Origin of the sequence: Olleya sediminilitoris (genome assembly GCF_016785945.1) — a bacterium.
Taxonomy (GTDB): Bacteria; Bacteroidota; Bacteroidia; order Flavobacteriales; family Flavobacteriaceae; genus Olleya; species Olleya sediminilitoris.
Genome location: NZ_JAEMEF010000017.1, coordinates 1 through 24757, shown reverse-complemented (window position 1 = coordinate 24757; position 24757 = coordinate 1). Strand labels below are relative to the sequence as shown.

General features: G+C 30.3%; 16 protein-coding genes and 3 tRNA genes. 11 read left to right on the top strand and 8 right to left on the bottom strand.

What is annotated here, in order from left to right; all coding sequences use genetic code 11:
* Nucleotides 1–4: 4 nt before the first annotated feature.
* Nucleotides 5–1183 carry an acetyl-CoA C-acyltransferase gene (locus tag JAO71_RS14855; protein ID WP_203001576.1) on the bottom strand — a complete coding sequence of 393 codons (1179 nt, stop codon included), beginning with the start codon at nucleotides 1181–1183 and terminating at the stop codon, nucleotides 5–7.
* 124 nt (nucleotides 1184–1307) lie between these two features.
* Between JAO71_RS14855 and JAO71_RS14850 the strand changes: the two genes are divergently transcribed.
* From JAO71_RS14850 to JAO71_RS14830, 5 genes are all read left to right on the top strand, one after another.
* Nucleotides 1308–3350 (top strand): HD family phosphohydrolase, encoded by a 2043-nt coding sequence (locus JAO71_RS14850; protein WP_203001574.1) that lies wholly within the window; start codon nucleotides 1308–1310, stop codon nucleotides 3348–3350.
* A gap of 92 nt (nucleotides 3351–3442) precedes the next feature.
* Nucleotides 3443–3531 (top strand) — tRNA-Ser (locus JAO71_RS14845).
* A 41-nt stretch (nucleotides 3532–3572) separates the two neighbouring features.
* Nucleotides 3573–3647: transfer RNA gene (locus JAO71_RS14840), tRNA-Pro, on the top strand.
* A 29-nt stretch (nucleotides 3648–3676) separates the two neighbouring features.
* Nucleotides 3677–3750 (top strand) — tRNA-Arg (locus tag JAO71_RS14835).
* A 268-nt stretch (nucleotides 3751–4018) separates the two neighbouring features.
* Nucleotides 4019–4438 carry a hypothetical protein gene (locus JAO71_RS14830; protein WP_203001573.1) on the top strand — a complete coding sequence of 140 codons (420 nt, stop codon included), beginning with the start codon at nucleotides 4019–4021 and terminating at the stop codon, nucleotides 4436–4438.
* Nucleotides 4439–4440: 2 nt separating this feature from the next.
* Here the strand turns inward: JAO71_RS14830 and JAO71_RS14825 are convergent, their stop codons facing one another.
* The 7 genes from JAO71_RS14825 to tsaD form a co-directional block, all read right to left on the bottom strand.
* Nucleotides 4441–5631, bottom strand: coding sequence for a THUMP-like domain-containing protein (locus JAO71_RS14825; protein ID WP_203001571.1), 1191 nt, complete (start codon nucleotides 5629–5631; stop codon nucleotides 4441–4443).
* Nucleotides 5624–6718: an AI-2E family transporter gene (locus tag JAO71_RS14820; protein WP_203001569.1), complete on the bottom strand. Its 1095-nt coding sequence runs from the start codon at nucleotides 6716–6718 to the stop codon at nucleotides 5624–5626. Before JAO71_RS14820 ends, JAO71_RS14825 begins: the two co-directional genes overlap by 8 nt.
* A 24-nt stretch (nucleotides 6719–6742) precedes the next feature.
* The gene (locus JAO71_RS14815; protein WP_203001567.1) at nucleotides 6743–7249 is read right to left on the bottom strand and encodes a TrmH family RNA methyltransferase; all 507 of its coding nucleotides are present in this window, start codon (nucleotides 7247–7249) and stop codon (nucleotides 6743–6745) included.
* Between the two features lie 42 nt (nucleotides 7250–7291).
* Entirely contained in the window at nucleotides 7292–7933 is a 642-nt protein-coding gene (locus JAO71_RS14810; RefSeq protein ID WP_054850809.1) for a DUF4159 domain-containing protein, read from the bottom strand.
* A gap of 5 nt (nucleotides 7934–7938) precedes the next feature.
* Complete coding sequence (locus tag JAO71_RS14805) at nucleotides 7939–8643, bottom strand: 16S rRNA (uracil(1498)-N(3))-methyltransferase (protein ID WP_116822591.1); 705 nt, start codon at nucleotides 8641–8643, stop codon at nucleotides 7939–7941.
* Nucleotides 8644–9276 (bottom strand): peptidylprolyl isomerase, encoded by a 633-nt coding sequence (locus JAO71_RS14800; protein ID WP_116822592.1) that lies wholly within the window; start codon nucleotides 9274–9276, stop codon nucleotides 8644–8646.
* Between the two features lie 82 nt (nucleotides 9277–9358).
* Nucleotides 9359–10381 carry a tRNA (adenosine(37)-N6)-threonylcarbamoyltransferase complex transferase subunit TsaD gene (gene tsaD / locus JAO71_RS14795; RefSeq protein ID WP_116822593.1) on the bottom strand — a complete coding sequence of 341 codons (1023 nt, stop codon included), beginning with the start codon at nucleotides 10379–10381 and terminating at the stop codon, nucleotides 9359–9361.
* Nucleotides 10382–10575: 194 nt separating this feature from the next.
* Between tsaD and JAO71_RS14790 the strand changes: the two genes are divergently transcribed.
* The 6 genes from JAO71_RS14790 to JAO71_RS14765 form a co-directional block, all read left to right on the top strand.
* On the top strand, nucleotides 10576–14949 hold the full coding sequence (locus JAO71_RS14790) for a translocation/assembly module TamB domain-containing protein (protein ID WP_215906998.1): 4374 nt from the start codon (nucleotides 10576–10578) through the stop codon (nucleotides 14947–14949).
* A gap of 160 nt (nucleotides 14950–15109) precedes the next feature.
* Nucleotides 15110–16096 (top strand): 6-phosphofructokinase, encoded by a 987-nt coding sequence (gene pfkA, locus JAO71_RS14785; protein ID WP_028608147.1) that lies wholly within the window; start codon nucleotides 15110–15112, stop codon nucleotides 16094–16096.
* A gap of 28 nt (nucleotides 16097–16124) precedes the next feature.
* Complete coding sequence (gene gap, locus JAO71_RS14780; protein WP_116822594.1) at nucleotides 16125–17126, top strand: type I glyceraldehyde-3-phosphate dehydrogenase; 1002 nt, start codon at nucleotides 16125–16127, stop codon at nucleotides 17124–17126.
* 94 nt (nucleotides 17127–17220) lie between these two features.
* Nucleotides 17221–18084 carry an N-acetylglucosamine kinase gene (locus JAO71_RS14775; RefSeq protein ID WP_203001565.1) on the top strand — a complete coding sequence of 288 codons (864 nt, stop codon included), beginning with the start codon at nucleotides 17221–17223 and terminating at the stop codon, nucleotides 18082–18084.
* Between the two features lies 1 nt (nucleotide 18085).
* Complete coding sequence (locus tag JAO71_RS14770) at nucleotides 18086–18457, top strand: methylglyoxal synthase (RefSeq protein ID WP_028290406.1); 372 nt, start codon at nucleotides 18086–18088, stop codon at nucleotides 18455–18457.
* A gap of 394 nt (nucleotides 18458–18851) precedes the next feature.
* Nucleotides 18852–24757 (top strand): choice-of-anchor L domain-containing protein (locus JAO71_RS14765; RefSeq protein WP_203001563.1); only part of this gene is annotated, 5906 nt, incomplete at its 3' end.

Genomic DNA, 24757 nt, shown 5'->3' with positions numbered 1-24757 from the left:
GGGTTTAGTGACGTTCTATAATTACTGCTGAAGCACCACCACCACCATTACAAATGGCTGCAGCTCCTGTTTTTGCATTATTTTGTTCTAAAACATTTAATAATGTAATTAGTATTCTAACACCAGAACATCCTAATGGATGACCTAATGATACAGCTCCACCATTTACATTAACGTTACTATCGTTAAGGCCTAATATTTTCATGTTAGCTAACCCAACAACAGAAAAAGCTTCATTAAACTCAAAATAATCAACATTATCAATTGATATTCCAGCTTTATTTAATGCTTTTGGTAATGCTTTTGATGGTGCAGTTGTAAACCATTTTGGTTCATGGGCAGCATCAGCATATCCTGTTATTGTAGCTAAAGGTTTTAAACCTAATTCCTCTGCTTTTTCTGCACTCATTAATACCATTGCTCCAGCACCATCATTTATTGTAGATGCATTTGCAGCAGTTACTGTTCCGTCTTTAGAAAAAGCCGGACGTAAATTAGGTATTTTTTCCATTTTAACATTAGTAAATTCTTCATCTTTACTAACAATAATAGGTTCTCCACGTCTTTGAGGTACTTCTACAGGTACCACTTCATTATCAAATTTTCCAGCGTCCCAAGCAGAAGCAGATCTAGTATAACTTTTTGCTGCGTAAGCATCTTGATCCTCTCTTGTAAATTCATATTTAGTTGCGCAAGCATCTGCACAAACACCCATTGCATTTTGGTCATAGGCATCAACTAAACCGTCTTTTTGTATTCCATCAATTAAAGTGGCTGGTCCAAATTTGGTTGCTGATCTTGCATGAAAATAATGAGGAATCATACTCATGTTTTCCATACCACCTGCAACAATAACATCTGCATCACCTAAAGCAATACTTTGTGCAGCTTGCATAACGGTTTTCATACCAGAAGCACAAACTTTATTAATAGTAGTACATGGGACAGTATTTGGTATTCCAGCGTATATAGCAGCTTGTCTTGCAGGTGCTTGACCTGTACCAGCTTGCACTACATTACCCATTAATACTTCTTCTACTAATTCTGGTTTTAAATTTATTTTATCTAAAGCTCCTTTTATAGCAATTGCACCTAATTTAGTAGCAGGTACAGTACTTAAAGCACCTAAAAAACTACCAATTGGTGTTCTAGCTGCAGAGACAATAACGACTTTTTTACTCATAATTAATGAAATTTGTTAAAGGACGAAATTACTAATTTTTTTAGAAATTTTCAGCCTATTCTTCATATTATAACTTTATGTACTATTATAATTTATTACATTTGAAAAACACCATATTACAAGCATGAAAGATCATATTAACGCTATCTATAAAAATCATTCACAGTTTTATAAGATATTATTATTTGTAGTGACCACTATTTTAATTGTCTTTTTTTTCCCGAAGAGTGGTCGTTTTAAATATAACTTTGAAAAAGGTAAGCCTTGGCAGACAGAAAATTTATATGCACCTTTTAATTTTGGTATTCAAAAATCTACTAATGAAGTTAAAAAAGAAGAAACTTTAATTACAAATCAAACTACTCATTTTTTTAATAAAGAAAAAGGAATAGAAGCTGAAGTTATAAAGGATTTTAAAGAAGGATTTAATAAAACGTTTAATGATTCTTTAAACAATTACAAAGGATTAAAAAGCAAAGCAAATTCAATTTTAAATACTTTTTATAAATATGGTATATTAAATGAAAATTTAGATTTAAAAAATTCTAACAAAGCTGTTATTTTAATTGACAATGTTGAAAAACAAACCACTACATATAAGAATTTACAAAAATTAGGAACATTAAAAAACAGTATAGAGAAACAACTTAAAGGAACTAGTTTAGAAACCTATTCAAATAAACTTACAGCGCTTTTCTTTGACGTTATAAAAACAAATTTAACATATAACAAAGCACTATCTGATAATGTCTTAAAAGAGGCTTTAGATAAAATTTCTAAAAATAGGGGAGTAGTTGATAAAGGAACTTTGATAATATCAAAAGGTGAAGTTGTAAATGATGAAAAGTTTCAGGTTTTGACATCATTATCTAAAGAGTATGAAAGTCAAGTTTGGAGTAAATCAAGTTACAATTGGATTGTTTTTGCTTACACATTACTGGTTTCATTAGCTTTACTTATGTTATTACTTTTTATTAGAAAATATCGTAAAGATGTTTATAAAAATAATACTAAAGTGACTTTTATATTTTTTAACGTATTTGTAATGGTTTTATTAACAACATTGATTGTTAATTACAATTCGGAGTATGTGTATTTAGTTCCAATTACTATATTGCCTTTAGTCCTAAAAGCCTTCTTTGATGCACGTTTGGGATTATTTACACACGTTATAACCGTTTTATTATTAGGGTCAATAGTACCTAATAGTTATGAGTATATGTTTTTACAAATTATTGCAGGTATAGTTACAATTTTAACGGTTTCAGAATTATATAAAAGGGCAAATCTTTTTATATCAGTAGGACAAATAACCTTAGTGTATATTATTGCATATTTTGCATTTTTTGTAATACATGAAGCTAGTGTAGATAATCTAAAATGGGAAACCTTTGGTTTATTTATCCTATGTGGACTAGCTACATTATTTGTACAACCCATTATTTATGTTTACGAAAAATTATTCGGCTTAATCTCTGATGTTTCATTATTGGAATTATCAGACACAAATTCAAAATTATTAAAAGAATTATCTAATAAAGCGCCTGGTACATTTCACCATTCGCTTAACGTTGCCAATTTAGCTGAAGCTTCTGCAAACGAAATTGAAGCAAATGCAATGTTAGTAAGGGTTGGTGCATTGTATCATGATATTGGAAAGATGAAATCACCCATATATTTCACAGAAAACCAATCGTCAGGTATTAATAGACATGATGAACTTACGCCAAGAGAAAGTGCTAAAATCATTATTAATCACGTTTTAAACGGTATAGAAATAGCTAAAAAATATAATTTACCGGATAGAGTTATAGATTTTATTAGGACACACCATGGTACTAGTCAAGTTTATTATTTTTATATGAAAGAAAAAGCAAACAATGAAAATGTAGATATTATTGATTTTACATATCCAGGTCCAAAGCCTTTTAGTAAAGAAACAGCCATTTTAATGATGTGTGATAGTGTTGAAGCTGCTTCGAAAAGTTTAAAAGATCCAACATCAAGTAAAATTGATAATTTTGTTGAAAATATAATAAATAAGCAAAAAGATAGTGGACAATTTTTAAATGCTGATATAACTTTTAAAGAAATTGAATCGATTAAAAAAGTGCTAAAACGCAAGCTTGCAAATATTTACCATTTAAGAATTGAATATCCAGAATAATTTTTGAAAAAAAACTTTAAAAAAGGTTGTGAAATTTAATAAAGTATTATAAATTTGCACCCGCAATTAATTGCATAGTTCATTACATAATCGGAGAGGTGCCTGAGTGGCCGAAAGGAGCGGTTTGCTAAATCGTCGTAGGTGGAAACATTTACCCAGGGTTCGAATCCCTGTCTCTCCGCAATATTTTCAAATTTAATTTGAATAATAGATAACCATTTTCGGGGTGTAGCGTAGCCCGGTTATCGCGCCACGTTTGGGACGTGGAGGCCGCAGGTTCGAATCCTGCCACCCCGACACTGTTTTCGTAGAAACAATAAAACTACGGGCTCTTAGCTCAGCTGGATAGAGCACCTCCCTTCTAAGGAGGCGGTCTCAGGTTCGAATCCTGAAGGGCTCACTTAAAGCTTCACTAGAAATAGTGAGGCTTTTTTGTTTTTAACACTTTTTATAATATCGAATTTTTGCTTCTGATGTTTTTAATGTTATGATTAATAGTGTTTTAGTGTCTTATTTTTAGTTGAATTAAGTAGTTAAACCGATTTTTTATGATGTTTATCTATTTGTACTAATTAATTCATTTTTAGGCTTTTATTTCTTTCTTCTAAAAGTACTTTTGCAGCCCCAAATATGACACATTAAATAGTGTTTAAATAATTAAATGTAAAATGAAATATTTAGTAAGATTATCAGTAAAAATTTGTTTAATATTATTTGTCTCTAGTTGTACTGTAGATAGTTTAGAGGATACAGCAAATGAAGAGTCTACCAATTCTTATTCGGTTGTAAATAGTCAATCTTGTGATAACCAAGATCCGCAATCTCAACTTACAAACAATGGAAGTGTTGCTTTTACATTTCAGATTATAGATTTAAATAATAATTTAATTGAATTAGTTAATATAGCACCAAATACTTCTACTACTTGGGTTAGTTTTCCTGAAGGAGCAACCGTATTTAATGTTACTAGTAACACTACAGGAGTTTCTGATGATAAAGTTTTTATAGATATGAGTAATTGCTCTGAGGTAGAAATTGTTATTAATTCTATTAATAAAATAGATTCACCAGTGATAAATAGTCTTTAAAATTAAATTTTAGAGCAAAGAATAATAATTTTAGAATTATCAAGATTGGTGGTGAAAAACAAATAGTTTTTCCCACCATCTTTTATTTTAAGCTTTTTTCTTATTTGTGAAACGGATTCAGGAAAGTTACGAATTGTGATATTAGCTTGCTTTAATCCAAGCTGTTTATTGAATTCTTTTTTGTTGTATGGTATAATTTGTTCAATTTTAAATTTTCTACCAGGAAATGTTGTTAAATCTTTACTAGTGTATAAATGTGAATGTTTGTGTAGTTTATTCAAGTTTAATTGACTTCCAATTGTGTTAAATGCTCCAGATTTTAAAATAGCTACATTTGGCTCGTAAAGATAGTTTAGAGGAAGGCTATAATCTGGTATTTGCTCAGCTTCATTATTTAAAATGAAATTAAATTTTTGTTTGTCGTTTTTATCAAGGTTGACTGTTTGGATTTCTATTTCGCCAATAAAATCTTTTTCTAAAATCCATAATATTTCTTTTACTTCATTATTTAAAGCTACGCAATGAATGGTTTTAACGTTTTGAAGTTGTGTTATTCCCAAAGAAATATCTAATAATGGAGATGTTTTTATCATAACATTATTAGTGTATTTAAAAAGAAGATCTAAATTATCTGGAATATTTGGTAAACAATCTTTTAATAAAAACACTTTACCTTTGTCATCATCGCGTCTTGAAGGGTCCACATAAACCCAGTCAAATTTTTGATTTATTTGTTTTAATACTTCTAAACCATCTTGATTATAGAAATCAATGTTATTTAGTTTTAATGTTTTTGAATTGTACCTAACAATATCTGATAAAACAGCGTTTATATCGCAATGAACAACCTTTTTAACTTGTTTTGAAAAATAGAGACTGTCTACACCAAAACCACCAGTTAAATCAATTAGAAGTTCTCCAGAGATGAGTTCTGATTTGTATTTAGCAGTTGCTTCAGAAGAGGTTTGTTCAATATTTAATTTTGTGGGAAAGTAAATGTTGGAGCTATTATACCAAGTAGGAAGCTTTTTTTTACATTTTTGTTTAGCTTCAATTTGTGTAATAATATCTTTTTTTAAACTATCAGGAAAAGGAATTCCTTTTAAAGCTAATTCTGAGACATCAGAATTTATATTTTGATTTATAAATTCTTGAATGTTTGGTTTTAAAATGTCTTTATTTAAATTAATCATCTAGACCTTCCGTCAATTTACTTACTACTCGGTATTCTGATAAAAATTCTTTAGCTATTACTTTTATTGCAGTGTAGGAAGGGATTGCTACTATCATGCCAACAATACCAAATAATAATCCAGCAATTATGATAACTAAAAATATTTCTAAGGGATGAGATTTTACACTTTTTGAAAATATAAATGGTTGGCTAAAAAAGTTATCTACCAATTGTGCTATGACAAAACCAATCATAACATATATAGTTTTAGGAAGTATTACCTCACTAAAATTTTGTCCAAGATTACTAGACATGCTTAATAATATTAACAAAAAAGCACTTATTATTGGTCCAATGTATGGTATGATGTTTAAAAGTGCACATAGTGTTGCTATTATTACTGCATTTTGAATTCCGAAAATTAATAGTACAATAGAATAAATAGTAAATAATATTAATAATTGTAATAGTAATCCTCCAAAATATCTTGTTAGTAAATCACGAATGGTAACGAAAGATTTTCTTAAGCGTTTTTCATGTTTTTTTGGCAGTACAGTAATTAATCCTGTACTCATTAATTTACTATCTTTTAGAAAAAAGAAAGAGATGAATAACACCGAAAACAAGCCTATACTAAAACTACCAAAGCCTGCAATAACATAATTTAAAAACTCAGGAATGACACCAAAATTAATATTAGACATAAATTTTGAGTCTTTTATAGACTCTTCAACTTCTGAAGAGTTTAAACCAAAATGACTAATAGCTTCTTTATATAGGTTTTCAACATTAGTTTGAAGTAATTCAATATCTAGTAAAGCTAAATTTTGTCCTTGTTCTATAATTAATGGTATAAACAAACTTATTAGTCCAAATACTATAGCTAAAAAAACAATCATTGAAACAACAACAGCCAAAGTATCAGAAAACTTTAAACGTGATTTTAAAAATACAACTAAAGGTCTACCAAGTAATGCAATAATACCTGCAATTACTAAATAGACAATTACAGATTGTATTTTGTATATAAACCATACCAATATGGCAACAGACAATAATGTTCCAACTGCTCTTAAAATTCCGTTTGATATTGTTTTTGCTGTCATCTTGTAAATATAAAATTTTGAATTTTATTTAGTTGAAAATTGTTTGGTAATTTCATACAGGCAAATACTGGTTGCTTGTACGACATTCATGCTACTATTTTGTCCAAACATGTTGATGTGAAGTGTTGCATCGCTTAGTTTTAAGATCTCTTCCGAAACTCCAAAATTTTCATCTCCAATAACCAAAGCAATAGGTTTTGAAGTGTCAAATTTGTATTGGTTTAAAGCTTGGCTATTTGTAGTAATCTCTAAAGAAATAACTGTAAAACCTTCAGTTTTAAGTTTAGTTACAATTGGTAGAATGGTTTCTTCTACCTGATAATTTACAACTTTTTCTGTGGCACGTGATGTTTTAGTCATTTTTCGACCTAAAGGAATATCACTTCCGCAGAATATTAATTTTTCAATACCAAAAGCATCACAAGCTCTAAATAGACTACCAATATTTGGTGCATTTGTAACGTTTTCGCAAATTATTGTAATAGGATGTTTTTTTTGCGTAAAAGTAGACGTATAGTGTGTATGTTGCATGATATTTTTATCAAATGTTATCTAAATGTTTAAAATAAACACTTAGTTTTCAAAAGCATATTTTACAATATTTGCTCCCATTTTTAAAGCCTTTAATCTAACGTCTTCAGGGTCGTTATGTACTTCTTGATCTTCCCAACCGTCACCTAAGTCACTCTCAAAAGTAAAAAGTATTACCAATCTAGTTTCATGATACAGTCCAAAAGCTTGTGGTCTTTTACCATCATGTTCGTGTATTTTGGGTAGTCCATCTTTAAAAATAAAAGCACTACTAAATATTGGGTGAGTTGTGGGTAATTCTTCTAATTCTTGATTAGGAAAAATTTTCTTCAATTCCTTGATAACGTAGGGTTTCATTCCGTAATTATCATCAATATGCAAGAAACCTCCAGCTTTTAAATAATTTCTAAGATTATCTACTTCGTCATCATCAAATAACACATTTCCATGTCCAGTCATATGCAACAGCGGAAACCTAAAAATATCAATACTTCCTGCTTCCACAGTTTCTGGTTTAGCAGTCATTTGTGTATTAATATTATTATTGCAAAATTGTATTAAATTGGGTAAAGCAGTTGGATTACTATACCAATCACCACCACCTTTGTATTTAAGAATGGCTAAATCTTGACCATACATTAAAAGTGTGAAAAATGTAAAGAGAATAGTAAGTCTTAATTTCATAAATTTTATTCGTTTATAAATGCAACACTATGACATGCAACTATTGCAGCAGTTTCTGTACGTAGTCGTGTTTGTCCTAAAGTTACAGGAATAAATTTATTTTGGATAGCAGTATTAATTTCTTTTACAGAAAAATCGCCTTCGGGTCCAATTAAGATTGTAATTTCAGTATTAGGCTTTACTTGAGATTTTAAAGATTTTTTATCTGTTTCTTCGCAATGAGCAATATATAAATCACCAGAAAAGTCTTGATTACAATATTCTTTAAATGACATTGCAGGATTTAAAATAGGGTAGTAGCAATTTAAAGATTGCTTCATAGCTGACTGAATAATTTTTTCAAAACGTTCCGCCTTTATTATTTTTCTTTCGCTATGATCGCAAATAATAGGTGTAATGCTTGTTATGCCAATTTCGGTAGCTTTTTCAAGAAACCACTCGTATCTGTCATTCATTTTTGTTGGTGCAACCGCTAAATGTAAGGTGTAATCTAGCGGTTGTTGTAAAGTTGTTTCAATAATAGTTACAACGCAATTTTTTTGATCACTAATAGTGATTTCAGCTTTAAATAAATACCCTTTACCATTTGTAATGTTAAGGATATCTCCAACTTGTTTACGCAAGACTTTTACAATATGTCTGCTTTCGTTCTTAGGAAACGTAAATTGTTTGGTATCTGCTTGAATATTTTGGTTGTAAAATAATTGCATTTAGTCTTTAGCTATCACTTTTAAAACTTTAATTTCTTTTATCTTTTTAATGCGTTCGGTTTTTAAAATAACATAAAAAGCATTTGGTTCTGCAATTCTAACTGTATATAATGTACCAAGTTTATTATCTAAATTAAAAGCTTGTTCTTCAACTTCAGCAGGCATGCTTCCTTCTTTTAACCAACCAGAATCACCACCATGATTTGCGTTTTTGTCCATCGAGTATCGTTTTGCTAAGTCGTCAAAGCTTATACCATCTTTATATGATTGTAAAATGTTGTTTTTATATTTTACAATTTTTGAAGCTTCAACTTGATTTCCATCAAAAAAGATGTAACTAATTCTGTAATGTCTGTCGTTAGTTTTATCTACAATTTTATAATGTGTGGTATTAAACTCTGTTTTAACAACTTCTGTACTTCCAACGCTATTATTTAAAAGTTTTGCTGCTAATTTGGTTTTATGTTTAGCTTCGTTAAAAACTAAAATTTTATTTTTTCGAGATTTTTTAGTTTCTAAAAACTTTTCAGCTTGCTCAACGGTTGCAATTGTATCTAATTCTTTTTTTAATGATTTTTGCGCAACAGTTGTAATGGTTAGTAGGCAAATGGCAAGCTTAAGTAGGTTTTTCATGTTTGAATTATGTTTGTTTTGACAAAAAAACAAAAAAATAAAGTTTTATAGGATAAAATTCGTACTGATTTAACACAGTAATTTAAATTTTTAATCTAGAGTTAGCCATTACATTTTGCTCGGCAAAGTCACCATCTAAAAATTTTAAGTAACCAACAATAGCAATCATAGCAGCATTGTCAGTTGTAAATTCAAATTTAGGGACATAAGTTGTCCAACCATGTTTAGCTTCTCCATCTTTTAAAGCCTGTCTAATTCCAGAGTTTGCAGATACACCACCACCAATTGCTATGTGTGAAATACCTGTCTGTTTTACAGCTAATTTAAGTTTGTCTGTTAATATACCAATAATGGTATATTGTATTGAGGCACAAATGTCGTTTAAATTTTCTGTGATAAAATTAGGATTTAGCTTGACTTGTTTTTGGATAAAATATAAAACTGCAGTTTTAAAACCAGAAAAGCTAAAGTTTAATCCATCTACTCTTGGTTTAGTAAATTTAAAAGCCTTTGGGTTACCTAGTTTAGCAAGTTTATCTATTTGTGGACCAGCAGGATATCCTAAACCTAAAATTTTTCCACTTTTATCAAAGGCTTCTCCAACAGCGTCATCAATGGTTTCTCCAATAACATCCATATCAAAATAATGATTGACTTTGACTATTTGTGTGTGTCCACCAGAAATAGTCATTGCTAAAAACGGAAAAGGAGGTTTGTTAAAACCGTCTTCTTCAATAAAATGCGCTAAAATATGAGCTTGCATATGGTTGACATCAATTAACGGTATGTTTAAACCATATGCTAAAGATTTTGCAAAAGAAGTACCAACTAATAAACTACCCATTAAACCTGGTCCTTTAGTAAACGCTACAGCACTAAGTTGTGCTTTAGTGATGCCTGCTTTTTTTAAAGCTTGATCAACCACAGGAACAATGTTTTGCTGGTGTGCTCTAGAAGCTAATTCTGGGACAACACCACCATATTCTTCATGGATTTTTTGACTTGCAACAATGTTACTTAAGATCTTTCCGTTAAGGATAACAGAAGCTGCAGTATCGTCGCAAGAACTTTCAATTCCGAGGATATAAATATTTTGTGAAGTCATTAGTTATTTTTAGGCATAATAATTGTTAATTTTGGTGTATTGTTTAACAACTAAATTACATTTGTTTTACTTAAAGCAAAAGTAAGATATTATAAATAAATTTTAAGCTTAAAAAACGTATCAAAAAATTTCTAAAAATAGTAGGTAAACTTATAGCAATTTTACTGTTGCTTTTCGTCATATTTATATTAGTGATGTCTATTCCAGCTGTGCAAACAAGTTTAGGTAAGTGGTCAACTAATTGGTTAAATGAAGAATATAAAACCAATATTAATATTGAAAAAATAGGATTGCATTTTAATGGTGACGTGCAAATTAAAGGCATCCTAATTAAAGATTATAAAAAAGACACATTAATAAGTGCTTCAGAGTTAAATACCTCTATTATTAATTTTAGAAAATTAAGTCAAGGGACACTTAATTTTGGTGATATAGATTTAGAAGATTTAGTTTTTAATATAGTAACTTATAAAGACGAATCTGATACCAATCTTGATGTTTTTGTTGCTAGATTTGATGACAATAACCCAAGAAAAGAAAAAAGTACGTTTTTAATGTCTTCTAGCGACATTACAATTAGTAATGGTACATTTAGACTGATTGATCAAAACAAAACAACTCCAGAAATATTACAATTTGATAATATAAACTTAAACGGAACCAATTTTGTTATTGATGGTAGTGATGTTAGATCACGTATCAATACCATGCAATTTAATGATAGTCGAGGTTTAAAGTTAGAAAATCTAACATCTAATTTTTCTTACACCTTATCAGAAATGCGTTTTGATGATTTAAATATTAAAACACCAGAATCATTTGTAAAAGGAGCATTGCGTTTTAATTATAATCGTGAAGATTTTAAAGAGTTTGAAGACAAAGTATTAGTGTCTGCTAACTTTACAGATGGTAGTGTTTTATTAGATGAATTAAATGTATTTTATAACGAATTTGGTAAAAATCAACGCGCTAATTTTTCGACTGTATTATCTGGTACTCTTAATAATTTGACAACTGAGAATTTAAAGTTAGAAACCAGTCGAAACACCAAAATTTATGGAAATATAAACTTTAAAAACCTATTTAATAGCGAAGCTAATAACTTTTCTATGGAAGGTGATTTTGATAATTTATCTTCAAATTATAGAGATTTAAAAGACCTTTTACCTAATGTTTTAGGCGAGTCTATTCCGTCATTATTTGGTAAATTAGGAGATTTTACAGCAGTTGGTAAAAGCCATATCACACCTCATACTATCAAAGCAAATTTACAAATTGCAACCTCATTGGGTATTGTAAATAGTGATTTAGAAATGTCTGATATAGACAATATAGATTATGCCTCATACAAAGGTAATGTTATTCTTGACGAATTTGATTTAGGTATTTTATTAGATGATCCTAAATTAGGTAAAACCTCCTTTAATGTAGATGTTGATGGTGTTGGTTTTAAAAAGAATAACTTAAAAACACAATTAAAAGGAGACGTCTATAGTATTAATTACAATAACTACAATTATCAAAACATTGCAGTTAATGGTCAATACAAACAAAGAAAATTTAACGGAAAATTACTGTCTTTAGATAAAAATTTAAAATTAGAGTTTGATGGTTTGGCAGACCTGTCTCAAGAGGTGAAAACTTTTGACTTTGTGGCTAAAGTAGACTATGCTAACTTTAAAGCTTTAAATTTTTACAAAAGAGATCAACAATCAGAATTTACAGGAATTGTAGATATGAAAATGAGTGCAACCAATATAGACGACGCTGTTGGTAGTATAAATTTTAAAAACACAATTTATAAAAACGAAAACGATACTTACACTTTTAAAGATTTTGCAATAAGTTCAGAATTTTTAGAAAATGAAAGATTTATAAAAGTAAATTCACCAGAAATTATTGAAGGTCAATTAAGCGGAAACTTTAAATTTAATGATTTAGAGCTTCTTTTTGAAAATTCGCTTAAAAGTATATATGCTAACTACGTACCAAATAACATAGAGGAAAACCAATACGTAGATTTCAATTTTAAAATTTATAATAAAATTATTGAGGTCTTTTTACCAGAAGTAGAAGTAGGAGCAAATACTTTTATTAAAGGACGTGTAGAAAGTAATGAAAAAGCATTTAAATTAACTTTTAAATCTCCAAAAATCAAGCTTTTAGATTATTTTGCAAACACTATAGAGGTGCAAGTAGATAATAACAATCCACTGTTTAATACTTACGTAGAAGTAGATAGCGTTTATACCAAACATTACAACATTTCAAAATTTAATTTAATTAACGTAACTCTTAATGATACGTTATTTATGCGCTCAGAATTTAAAGGAGGAAAACGTAACGATGATGCTTATAACCTAAGTTTTTACCATACAATTAACGAAGATAATTTATCAGTACTAGGTTTTAAAAAGAGTGATGTAACTTTTAAAAATAATAAGTGGTTAATTAATGAGGATAAAAATAAATTTAATAAAGTCATTTTTGATCGTGATTTTAAAGATTTCAAAATTGAAGAATTTGTATTGAATCATCAAAACGAAGAGATTAAATTAGCTGGTATTGTTAGAGACTCTACTTATAAAGATTTAAAGTTAGATTTTAAAGATGTAGATTTAAATAAAATTATTCCTGAAATTTCAGGTTTATCATTAGCAGGTAATATTAATGGTAATTTGGATGTCCTACAAGAAAACGGAAACTATTTACCAAATGCTGCTTTAATTATTGATGATTTAGAAGTAAATAATACCTTTTATGGTGCATTCGATGCCAAAATTAAAGGAAATGCAGATTTGTCTAGCTATTTGATAAGTGCCAAAATTAAAGATGACGATACTAATTCTTTTGTAGCTAAAGGGAATGTAAATATTAAAAATGACGAAGCTTTAATTGGTGTTAATTTAGACTTTAATAAATTTGATCTTCAGATTTTAAACCCATTTTTAGAAGGTGTATTAGATAAAATTAGAGGTGACGTTTATGGTAATGTTAAAGTGATTGGTAAGCTAAATAAACCAAGTTTTAATGGTTCTTTAAAAATAGATAATGGTGGTATTGGTGTACCTTACTTAAATGTAGATTATGCTTTCCAAGATCAAGCCTCTGTTACACTTAAAGATCAAACCTTTAATTTTAATACTATTAAAATTACTGATGTAAAAGAAAACTCTAAAGCGGTTTTAGATGGAAGTATCAGTCATACTAATTTTTCAAAATGGAAGTTAGATTTAAATCTTGAAACACCTAGATTATTAGTTTTAGATACAAAAGAAACTGAAGAATCTTTGTACTACGGAACCGGTTTTATTGGTGGTTCGGCTAGAATTTATGGTCCAACAGAGAGTTTAAGTATTAACGTTATTGGTGAAACTAAAAAAGGAACTGTATTTAAAATTCCATTAAATGATAACGAGTCTTTTGGAGACAATTCTATTATTCATTTTTTAAGTCCTGAAGAAAAGCAAGCAAAACAAGATGGAGTTGCTTTTGAAGTAGCTGAGGAATCTGGATTAGATCTTAATTTTGAATTAGATGTTACTGAAGATGCAGAAATTGAAATTTTAATAGACAAAACATCTGGTAGTACTATTAGTGGTCGTGGTGTAGGAGGTCTATTAATTGAAATTAATACCAATGATAAGTTTGATATGTATGGTGATTTTGTAGTTTATGAAGGGTTCTATAATTTCTTATATGGAGGAGTTATTGAGAAGAAATTTACTGTTGTGCCATATGTAAGTAGTTTACAATGGAATGGGTCTCCTCTGGAAGCAATCATCAATATAAAAGCTAAATACTCAACACGAGCAAACCCTTCTCCTTTATTAGATAACCCAATTAGTAGAAGTATTCCTGTAGATTTATTAATTGAATTGTCAGATCAACTAGAGCGTCCAACTATAGACTATAGTTATGCATTTCCAACAACAGAATCAACTATAAAATCTGAGTTAAATTATAGATTAGATTCAAAAGAAGAAAGAGAGAGTCAAGCATTATACTTAATTACTACAGGAGGTTTTAGTAGTGGTTTGGACGATGTTAATTTTACAGGTACTTTAACAGAACGTTTAAATAGTTTAGTTAATAATCTACTTTCTACAGGTGATGGTAAATTTAATATAGGTGTTAATTTTGAAGCTGGACAAAACAATCCAGATTATCAAACAGATAATCGTGTTGGTTTAACTTTACAAACACAAATATCAGATCGTGTATTAATAAATGGTAAAGTAGGTGTGCCTGTTGGTGGTCTTGGTGATTCTGTAATTGCAGGAGATGTTCAAGTCGATTTTTTATTAAATGAAGAAGGTACGCTTACTGCAAAAGTTTTTAATCGTGAAAATAGTATCAGAAACTTTGGTGAAGAAGTAGGGTATACTCAAGGTGTAGGTTTATCTTACAGCGTTTCATTTGATACTTTTGGAGAATTATTGCACAAAATTTTTAATCCTAATAAGAAGGAGGAAGATAAAAAAGAAGAGTCTCCTTCAAATACTCCACAACCTCAAAACGATAAAGGCACATTTTTTCCTGATGATATGTCCTTTGATGAAGAGTAGATTTTATCATCTTATTTTATCCATAAATTCAATTTAACCTACTGTTTTTTATTAAGTTATTAACGAAAACGTTATAGTTTTAGGCTTATCGTTAAATTTTAGTAAAACCAATGTTATATATTATTTTTCTTTAGTAGATTTACTTTATTAAGAGAAAAATATGTCAAAAAAAATAAATAAAATTGCTGTTATGACTTCAGGAGGAGATGCTCCAGGAATGAATGCAGCAATACGTTCTGTAGCCAGAACTTGTGCCTATTATAATATAGAGTGTGTAGGTATTTATCGTGGTTATGAAGGTATGATTGAAGGTGATTTTAAAGAGCTTACTGCACGTAATGTAAAAGGCATTATTAATAAAGGTGGTACAGTATTAAAATCGGCTAGATCAAAAAAGTTTCGTACTAAAGAAGGTCGTCAAAAAGCTTATGAAGCTTTAAAAGAAGCCAACGTGGACGCACTAGTCACAGTTGGTGGAGATGGAACATTTACAGGAGCCTTAATTTTTAATCAAGAATTTAATTTCCCAGTAATGGGTATTCCTGGAACCATAGATAATGATATTTATGGGACTTCACACACACTTGGCTATGACACAGCTTTAAATACAGTAGTTGAAGTTATAGATAAAATTAGAGATACTGCCAGCTCACATAACAGATTGTTTTTTGTAGAAGTTATGGGACGTGACGTTGGACACATTGCTCTTAATGTAGGTGTTGGAGCAGGAGCTGAAGAAATATTAATACCTGAAGAAGATTTAGGTTTGGACAGGTTATTAGAATCTTTAAGACGAAGTAAATTGTCAGGTAAATCATCCAGTATTGTAGTTGTTGCAGAAGGTGATAAAATTGGTAAAAATGTTTTTGAACTTAAAGATTATGTGGAAGAAAATATGGAAGAGTACGAAGTACGAGTTTCAGTTTTAGGACACATGCAACGTGGTGGATCTCCTTCATGTTTTGATCGTGTTTTAGCTAGTAGAATGGGTGTAAAAGCAGTTGAAAGTCTTCTAGAAGGAAAATCTAATTACATGGTAGGATTGGTTAATGATAAAATTGACTTAACACCATTAGAACAAGCAGTAAAAGGAAAATCAAAAATAAACGAAGAATTAATACGTGTGTCAGACATAATGACCACTTAATATAAATTGAATTAAACAAAATAACAATATGTCAACATTAAAATTAGGAATTAACGGATTTGGAAGAATAGGTCGTATAGTATTTAGAGCGACAGTAAAACGTAGCGACGTAGATGTTGTTGCAATTAACGACTTGTTAGATGTAGACCATTTAGCATACTTATTAGAGTATGATTCTGTACACGGAAGATTTGATGGTACTATTGAAGTTAAAGATGGTAACCTTATAGTTGATGGTAAAACAATTAGAGTAACTGCAGAAAGAGATCCTAAAAATTTAAAATGGGATGAAGCTGGAGCTGATGTAGTTGCAGAATGTACAGGTATTTTTACAACTTTAGAAACTGCTAACTACCATATTGAAGGTGGAGCTAAAAAAGTAGTAATCTCTGCACCAAGTAAAGATGCACCAATGTTTGTAATGGGTGTAAATGATGATAAATTAACAGCTTCAGATACAATCGTATCAAATGCATCATGTACAACAAACTGTTTAGCGCCAATAGCTAAAGTTATAGAAGATAATTTTGGTATTGAAGAAGCTTTAATGACAACAATTCACGCTGCAACTTCTACACAATTTACAGTAGATGCACCTTCTCGTAAAAACTATAGATTAGGACGTAGTGCTTTAAATAATATTATTCCAACATCAACAGGAGCTGCTAAAGCAGTAGGAAAAGTAATTCCTGAATTAGATGGTAAATTAACAGGTATGGCTTTTAGAGTGCCAACAGTAGATGTATCTGTAGTTGACTTAACAGTTAAAACTAAAAAAGAAACGTCTTTAGAAGACATTAAAGCTGCCATGAAAAAAGCATCTGAAGGATCTATGAATGGTGTTTTAGGTTATACTGAAGCAGCTGTAGTATCTCAAGATTTTGTAAGTGAAGTTAAAACAAGTGTTTTTGATGCAGATTCTGCTATCGAGTTAAACTCTACATTCTTTAAGTTAGTATCTTGGTATGATAATGAGTTTGGATATTCAAATAAATTAGTAGACTTAGCACAAAAAATTAACACGCTATAAAACGTGTTATTTTTTAAATAATTTTAGCACAGTAATTAGATATATGTATCTTTTTTACTGTGCTTTTTTTTATCTTACCATAAATATTTAATATATGATTTTAGTTGTTGATAGTGGATCTACAAAGTGCGATTGGATTGCAGTTGATAAAAACGGTAACCAATTACTTGAAAAAATAAGAACCAAAGGATTAAATCCTGCAATACTTTCTGAAAAGAAAATAAGTAAAATTTTAAAAAAAAGTACACCTCTGTTTGATAATAAAAATGAAGTATCTCACGTCTTTTTTTATGGAGCAGGTTGCGGAACAGAAAATCCATGTTTATTACTAAAAACAGCCTTACAAGAATTTTTTCCAAATGCAGAAATTTTAGTTGATGAAGATACTATGGCAGCAGTGTATGCTACCATTAATACACCAACAGAAGCAGCTGTAGTTTGTATTTTAGGTACAGGATCTAACTGTAGTTATTATGACGGTTCAATATTACATCAACGTGTAAAATCATTAGGTTACACACTTATGGATGATGCATCAGGTAATTACTATGGTAAAGAATTAATTCGTGATTATTATTTTAATCATATGCCAGAAGAAATTAAAATTGCATTTGCAGATAAATATAATTTAGACGCAGATTATATCAAATATAACCTTTACAAACAACCTAATCCAAATGCATATTTAGCACAGTTTGCAGAGTTTATGATTTTAAATAAAGACTCTGATTATATTATCAATTTAATAAAATCTGGTATAAGACGATTTGCTAAAAACATGATTTTACAATTCAAAGAAGAATTAAAAACAGTTCCTGTTCATTTTGCTGGTTCGATTGCATTTTTCTGTCAAGATGAAATTAAAGCTGTTGCAGAAGAATTAAACTTTAAGGTTGGTAATTTTGAAAGAAGACCAATCGAAGGGTTAGTAGCCTTTCATACTAATACATTAGAATAATATGGAAATAGCAATTATTGCTCATGATGGTAAAAAAGCCGAAATGGTTCAGTTTTTAAACGAGCATCAAGCTGTTTTTCATCAAAAAGAAATTACTTTAATATCTACAGGTACCACTGGTAAAAAAGTAAAAAAAGCAGGATTTGATGTTTTACGTATGTTATCTGGACCTTTAGGAGGAGATGCACAAATTGCAGCAAGAGTCGCTGAAGGTAAATGTAAAATGGTTATTTTTTTTAGAGATCCACTAGAAAAGCATCCACACGAACCTGATGTTTTAATGTTAATGCGTTTATGTGATGTTCATGACGTACCATTAGCTACTAATTTGGCAAGTGCAGAATTGTTTATAAATGCCTTAAAAACATCATAAATATTTTTTTCTTTTTAAAGAAACCTAACATTAACCCATAAAATAGTTGATTTTAATCTACAAAATTATCAACTATTTTATGGGTTGTTTTTTTGTAAGAAAATTTTTGTTAACTATTGATTTTAAGGTGTTTGAATGATTTTGTTAATGCTTTATAAAGTGCATATAAATACGTTAATATACATTTGTTTTTTTTAATTTTTCAGTAAGTATTATCTGTAATTATTATTAAAATGCTGAATATCATTTATTTGTTGATAAAAAAATAATATAAAACATTAGGAATTTATTTATTCATTTTTCGAGTAAAAAAAGTAACTACTTAGCTAGTTACAAATTAATTTAATAGTATTTTTAAACTCTATTAGTTAATTATTATTCCATTTTATTATTTATGAAAAGCCTAATATTCCTCACAGCACTTGCTGTATCAGGTTATTTTAATCCCTCAGCAATATCAAATAATTATGATATTCCAAATGCATTACATGCTTACAAAGTTTCTTTTGTTTCAGAAATCGATAGTTTAAATGAGAACCTCATTTTAAATTCATCAATACAAAATAATAACCAATGTTTTGTAGAAGATGGTATTTCAATTACCGCTTTTAATAAAATATCTTCAAATTCTAATACTGTAAAAAGTAATATAGAAAAAAAAGAAATTTCTGACATAAATCAGAGTGCTGCTGCTGCTGGACAATATATTACTATAGACCAAACTACGTATAGTTTTAATGAATTAGTAACAGATGTATTAGTTTCTAATACCTGTGCAGACATAACAAGTTTTAGTTACTTTACAGGAGTTAGTGTTGGTCAAGAGAATGGTATTGCTTATTTTACAGCAGATCCAGGTGTTTTTCCATTTGAATCTGGAGTTGTTTTAACAACAGGTTCAGCAATGGATTTAGTAGGTCCAAAAACGGGACCAGTTAGTAGTGGAGGTTGGGCAGGAAGTAGCATTTTGGAAGACATGATTCCTTATATGAATCCTGGAGACTCTAATGATGCTACGTTAATTGATTTTAATTTCACTACTATTAAAAATACAATAAGTTTTGATTTTTTATTTGCTTCAGATGAATATGGAGGTTTTCAGTGTACTTATGGAGATGCTTTAGTTTTTAAATTAACAAATTTGGTAACCAATGTAGAATCAAACCTTGCGTTAGTGCCTGGTACTACAGATTTTGTGTCAACTTTTACAGTCAGAGATAATACTTATAATGCCAGTTGCGCCTCAGTCAATCCTCAATATTTCGATTCTTATTACGGTACATCTGGCTTGCCTCTTGTAGACGATCCTATTAGTTTAAGAGGATATACAAAACCCATGACAGCATCTGCAACAGTTATTCCAAATGTACCCTATACACTTGAAATTATAATAGCAGATTATAATGACACTTCTTATAATTCTGCTGTGTTCTTAAAAGCAAAATCATTTGATGTCGGTGGTTATTTGGGTGATGATATTACCATCGCAAACGGAACAGCACAATGTGAGTCTACATCTATAACTTTGGATACAGAACTTCCATCAAATTCTCATTCATGGTATTTTAATGGTGTATTAATTCCTGGTGAAACAGGATCTACTTTGGATGTAACACAAACAGGTACTTATAGTGTTGATATAACACACTCTGGTTCTTGTGTAAGTTCGGACTCAATTTTAATCGAGTTTATTCCTAGCCCAACAATACAAAGTTTAACAGACTTAAGCTTATGTGATGATGGTACAGGTGTTGCACTTTTTGATTTTACCGACAATGAAACCTCTGCTATAGGAACTCAGGATCCGAGTACTGTAATGGTATCCTTTCACACCTCATATTCTCAGGCAGAACTAGATTTTGCTCCTATTTCTAATACTACTTCTTATTCAGGGACAAATGGTCAAACTATTTATGTTAGAATTGAAAATATTAGTGGTGGTTGTTATTCAATTGATTCTTTTTCATTAAATGTTTTATATCCTGAAATTAATACAACTTCAAACCTTGAAGTCTGTGATGATAGTTCAAATGATGGTTTTGAAGCTTTCACATTAACAAATCAAGATGCTTCTATTTTGGGTTCACTAGATCCAACTTTATATAGTGTCACTTATTATTTAGATTTAGCAAATGCTAATTCAGGTACAAATGCTTTAAGTGATGGTTATATAAATACAACTAATCCTCAACCTATTTTTGTTAGAGTAGAAAGTGTTACAGATCCAACTTGTTATGAGGTTTCATCAACTGCAGAGTTTGATTTAGTAGTTAATGCTATTGCTACTGCTACACAACCTAATGATTTACAAGTGTGTGATGATTCAATGAATGATGGTGTAGAAACATTTGATCTTACTTCTCAAGAAATAGACATATTAAATGGTCAAAATTCAGCAGATTTTACTGTAAGTTTTTATGAAACACAATTAGAAAGTACTAGTGGAGTTAGCCCAATTGTTAATCCAACAGCTTACATTAATACAGCAAGTCCCTCACAGACTATTTATGTTAGAGTTGATAATAATTCAAATCCAACTTGTTTTGCAGAAACAACTTTTGATATTATTGTTAATCCTTTTCCAATCGTAGATTCCTCTCCAGATATTAATGTCTGTGATTCATATGTTTTACCAACTTTAGCAGCTAATAATTTTTATTACACAGCAATCGATGGACCTAACGGAAGTGGATCAATAGTTAATGAAGGTACAGTTATTACAACATCTACAACTTTATTTGTATATGTAGTTACTGGAATAGCACCAAATGAGTGTTTTGACCAAAAAAGTTTCAATATAACCATTAATACTTCACCTGTAGCAGATGCACCAACAGATGTTCAAGCTTGTGAGACTTACACATTACCAACATTGTCGCTTAATAATTTTTATTATACAGCAACAGATGGACCAACTGGAAGTGGAACTCTCGTTGCTGAAGGAACAGTAATAACAACCACCACAACACTATATGTTTATACAGAAAATGGTGTTACTCCAAATAATTGTTCAGATGAAAATGTATTTACAATTACCATAAACCCTTTTCCTGTAGCAGATGCTCCTTCAGATATTAATGCTTGTGATAATTATATATTACCAACATTATCTACAAACAATAATTATTATACTGCAACAGGAGGACCAAACGGAAGTGGAACTTTAGTCGCTGATGGTACAGTGATTACAACATCTTCAGTGCTTTATGTATATTCTGAAATAGGTACAGCACCTAACATGTGTTCTGATGAAAACCTATTTAATATTACCATAAACACATCTCCCGTAGCAGATGCACCTACAGATGTACAAGCCTGCGAAACTTATACATTACCAACATTGTCAGCTGATAATTTTTACTACACAGCAACAGGAGGATCAAACGGAAGCGGAACCATTATAGCTGAAGGTACTGTAATAACTACAACAACCACAATATATGTTTATACAGAAAATGGTGTTGCTCCAAATGATTGTTCAGACGAAAATACATTTACAGTAACCATAAACCCTTTTCCTGTAGCGGACGCTCCTATAGATGTTAATGCCTGTGACAATTATATATTACCTGTATTATCAGCTAATAATTTTTATTATACAGAAACTGGAGGACCCAACGGAAGCGGAACTATAGTTGTAGAAGGGACAGTAATTAGCACGTCATCAACACTATACGTTTACACAGAAATTGGTATGGCTCCAAATATGTGTTCTGATGAAAACATGTTTAATATCACAATAAATGCATCACCTGTAGCAGATGCTCCTTCAGATGTAGAAGTTTGTGACACTTATACCTTACCAATACTGTCACCTGATAATTTTTATTATACAGCAACAGGAGGAACAAATGGAAGCGGTACAATGTTACCAGAAGGTTCAGCTATTACAAACACAACAACATTGTACGTATATACAGAAAATGGAGTTGCTCCAAATGATTGTTCAGATGAAAACACTTTCGTAATTACAATCAATACCTCTCCAGTTGCTGACGCACCTGCAGATGTTCAAGCTTGTGATAGTTATATTTTACCAATATTATCTACAGATAATTTTTATTACACAGCAACAGGAGGACCAAGTGGAAGCGGAACTATTATAGCTGAAGGAACAGTTATAAATTCATCCACAATACTTTATGTGTTTACTGAAAATGGTGTTTCTCCAAACATATGTTCTGACGAGAATATGCTTACCATAACAATCGATGATACTCCAGTAGCAGATGCTCCTGTAGATGTTCAAGCTTGTGATTCATATATATTACCTAATTTATCTCCTAATAACTTTTATTATACAGCGACAGGAGGATCAAATGGTACAGGTTTATTAGTTCCTGAAGGTACAGCCATAACAACTACAACAACAATGTATGTGTTTTCTGAAACAGCTACAAGTCCAAATAACTGTACAGATGAAAATGTTTTTAATATAACTATTGATGTTTCTCCTACAGCAGATGCTCCAGCAGATGTCCAATCATGTGATTCATACTTCTTGCCTAATTTATCTCCTGATAATTACTATTATACAGCAACAGGAGGTCCTAATGGATCAGGAAATATAGTAGCACCAGGAACTGAAATTACCAACAGTACAACTTTATATGTTTACACAGAATTAGGTTCGACACCAAATAACTGTACAGATGAAAATAGTTTCCAAGTTACTGTTAATACAACACCTACCGCAGATGCACCAATAGATGTACAAGTCTGTGATACTTATGTTTTACCACAGTTATCGGCTAATAATAATTATTACACAGCTACAGGAGGTCCTTCAGGAACAGGAACTTTATTAAATCAAGGTGATATTATTACAAACTCGACAACGCTATTTGTTTATAGTCAAACAGGTGCAGGACCAAATTTTTGTATTGACGAAAATAATTTTGACATAATAATCAATACCTCTCCAATAGCAGATAATCCATCAGATGCTCAGTCTTGTGATATGTATGTTTTACCTGTTTTATCTCCAAATAATTTTTATTATTCACAAACAGGAGGACCAAACGGATCAGGAGTAATGCTTGCAGCTGGTGATACAATCACTATGTCAACGACATTATATATCTATACAGAGTCAGGCGTTGATCCATATAAATGTACAGGTGAAAATATATTTAATATTACAATAGATGTTACACCAGTAGCAGACTCGCCTGCAAATGTACAATCTTGTGATACATATATATTACCTCAATTGTCTGTTAATAATACTTATTATACTGCAACAGGAGGACCAAATGGTGTAGGTAATTTAGTTGCAGAAGGGACATCAATTACAACAACCACTACTTTATATGTGTATTCTGATACAGCAACATCACCAAATAATTGTTTTGACGAGAATAGCTTTATTGTAACCATAGATTATTCTCCGGTTGCAGATGATCCAATGGATGTTCAAGCTTGTGATTCCTATATATTACCAATGTTATCTCCAAATAATAATTATTACACAGAAACAGATGGACCTTACGGAACTGGTAATATGATTACTGCTGGTACAGAAATTTTTGCAACAACAACTTTATATGTTTTTTCAGAAGCTTTAACAGCTCCTAATAATTGTACAGACGAAAATAGTTTTGCTATTACTATTAACACCTCTCCAATAGTAAATCCTGTTGATGATATAGTAATCTGTGAAAATGATTTTGATAATACAGAAGCTTTTGATTTAACCTCAAATGATGATATTATTATAAATAATCAAGCTGATACAATGGTTACGTATCATAATTCTTTAATAGATGCGCAATTAGGTAATGCTGCAATCAATAATCCAGAATCTTATCAAAATTTTAGTAATCCAGAGACTATTTACATTCGTTTAGAAAATCAGTTAACAGGTTGTTATGATGTTGGTGATTTTGATTTAATAGTCAATAATTCTGGTGCTTTGTTATCAACAACATCTTTAACATATTGTGATCCAGATAGTGATGGTTTTGGAGTGTTTACATTAACAGATGCAGAACAAGCAATTATTGGAGTCGCACCTGGAATAGATTTATCTTATCATGAAACGTTAAGTGACGCACAACTTAGTGTCAATGCTTTAACTAGTCCATATTATAATATTGTAGAAAACAATCAAACTATTTACGTATCTATTAATAATTATAATAATGATTGTTCTTCGGTTGTATTTTTAAATTTAATCGTCTACCCAACCCCACAAATCACAGACCCAAGTCCATTAGAAGTTTGTGATAACGATACAGATGGTATTGCGGTTTTTGATTTAGAATTAAATAATGCAGAGATTTTAAACCAGTTAGATTC

Excerpts from the sequence above, each read along its gene's own strand:
- gap (WP_116822594.1), top strand. The coding sequence starts at position 16,125 with ATGTCAACATTAAAATTAGGAATTAACGGATTTGGAAGAATAGGTCGT.
- JAO71_RS14825 (WP_203001571.1), bottom strand. The coding sequence starts at position 5,631 with ATGATTAATTTAAATAAAGACATTTTAAAACCAAACATTCAAGAATTT.
- JAO71_RS14790 (WP_215906998.1), top strand. The coding sequence starts at position 10,576 with ATGTCTATTCCAGCTGTGCAAACAAGTTTAGGTAAGTGGTCAACTAAT.
- JAO71_RS14805 (WP_116822591.1), bottom strand. The coding sequence starts at position 8,643 with ATGCAATTATTTTACAACCAAAATATTCAAGCAGATACCAAACAATTT.
- JAO71_RS14775 (WP_203001565.1), top strand. The coding sequence starts at position 17,221 with ATGATTTTAGTTGTTGATAGTGGATCTACAAAGTGCGATTGGATTGCA.
- JAO71_RS14810 (WP_054850809.1), bottom strand. The coding sequence starts at position 7,933 with ATGAAATTAAGACTTACTATTCTCTTTACATTTTTCACACTTTTAATG.
- JAO71_RS14800 (WP_116822592.1), bottom strand. The coding sequence starts at position 9,276 with ATGAAAAACCTACTTAAGCTTGCCATTTGCCTACTAACCATTACAACT.
- JAO71_RS14815 (WP_203001567.1), bottom strand. The coding sequence starts at position 7,249 with ATGCAACATACACACTATACGTCTACTTTTACGCAAAAAAAACATCCT.
- pfkA (WP_028608147.1), top strand. The coding sequence starts at position 15,110 with ATGTCAAAAAAAATAAATAAAATTGCTGTTATGACTTCAGGAGGAGAT.
- JAO71_RS14850 (WP_203001574.1), top strand. The coding sequence starts at position 1,308 with ATGAAAGATCATATTAACGCTATCTATAAAAATCATTCACAGTTTTAT.
- JAO71_RS14770 (WP_028290406.1), top strand. The coding sequence starts at position 18,086 with ATGGAAATAGCAATTATTGCTCATGATGGTAAAAAAGCCGAAATGGTT.
- JAO71_RS14855 (WP_203001576.1), bottom strand. The coding sequence starts at position 1,183 with ATGAGTAAAAAAGTCGTTATTGTCTCTGCAGCTAGAACACCAATTGGT.
- JAO71_RS14830 (WP_203001573.1), top strand. The coding sequence starts at position 4,019 with ATGAAATATTTAGTAAGATTATCAGTAAAAATTTGTTTAATATTATTT.
- JAO71_RS14820 (WP_203001569.1), bottom strand. The coding sequence starts at position 6,718 with ATGACAGCAAAAACAATATCAAACGGAATTTTAAGAGCAGTTGGAACA.
- tsaD (WP_116822593.1), bottom strand. The coding sequence starts at position 10,381 with ATGACTTCACAAAATATTTATATCCTCGGAATTGAAAGTTCTTGCGAC.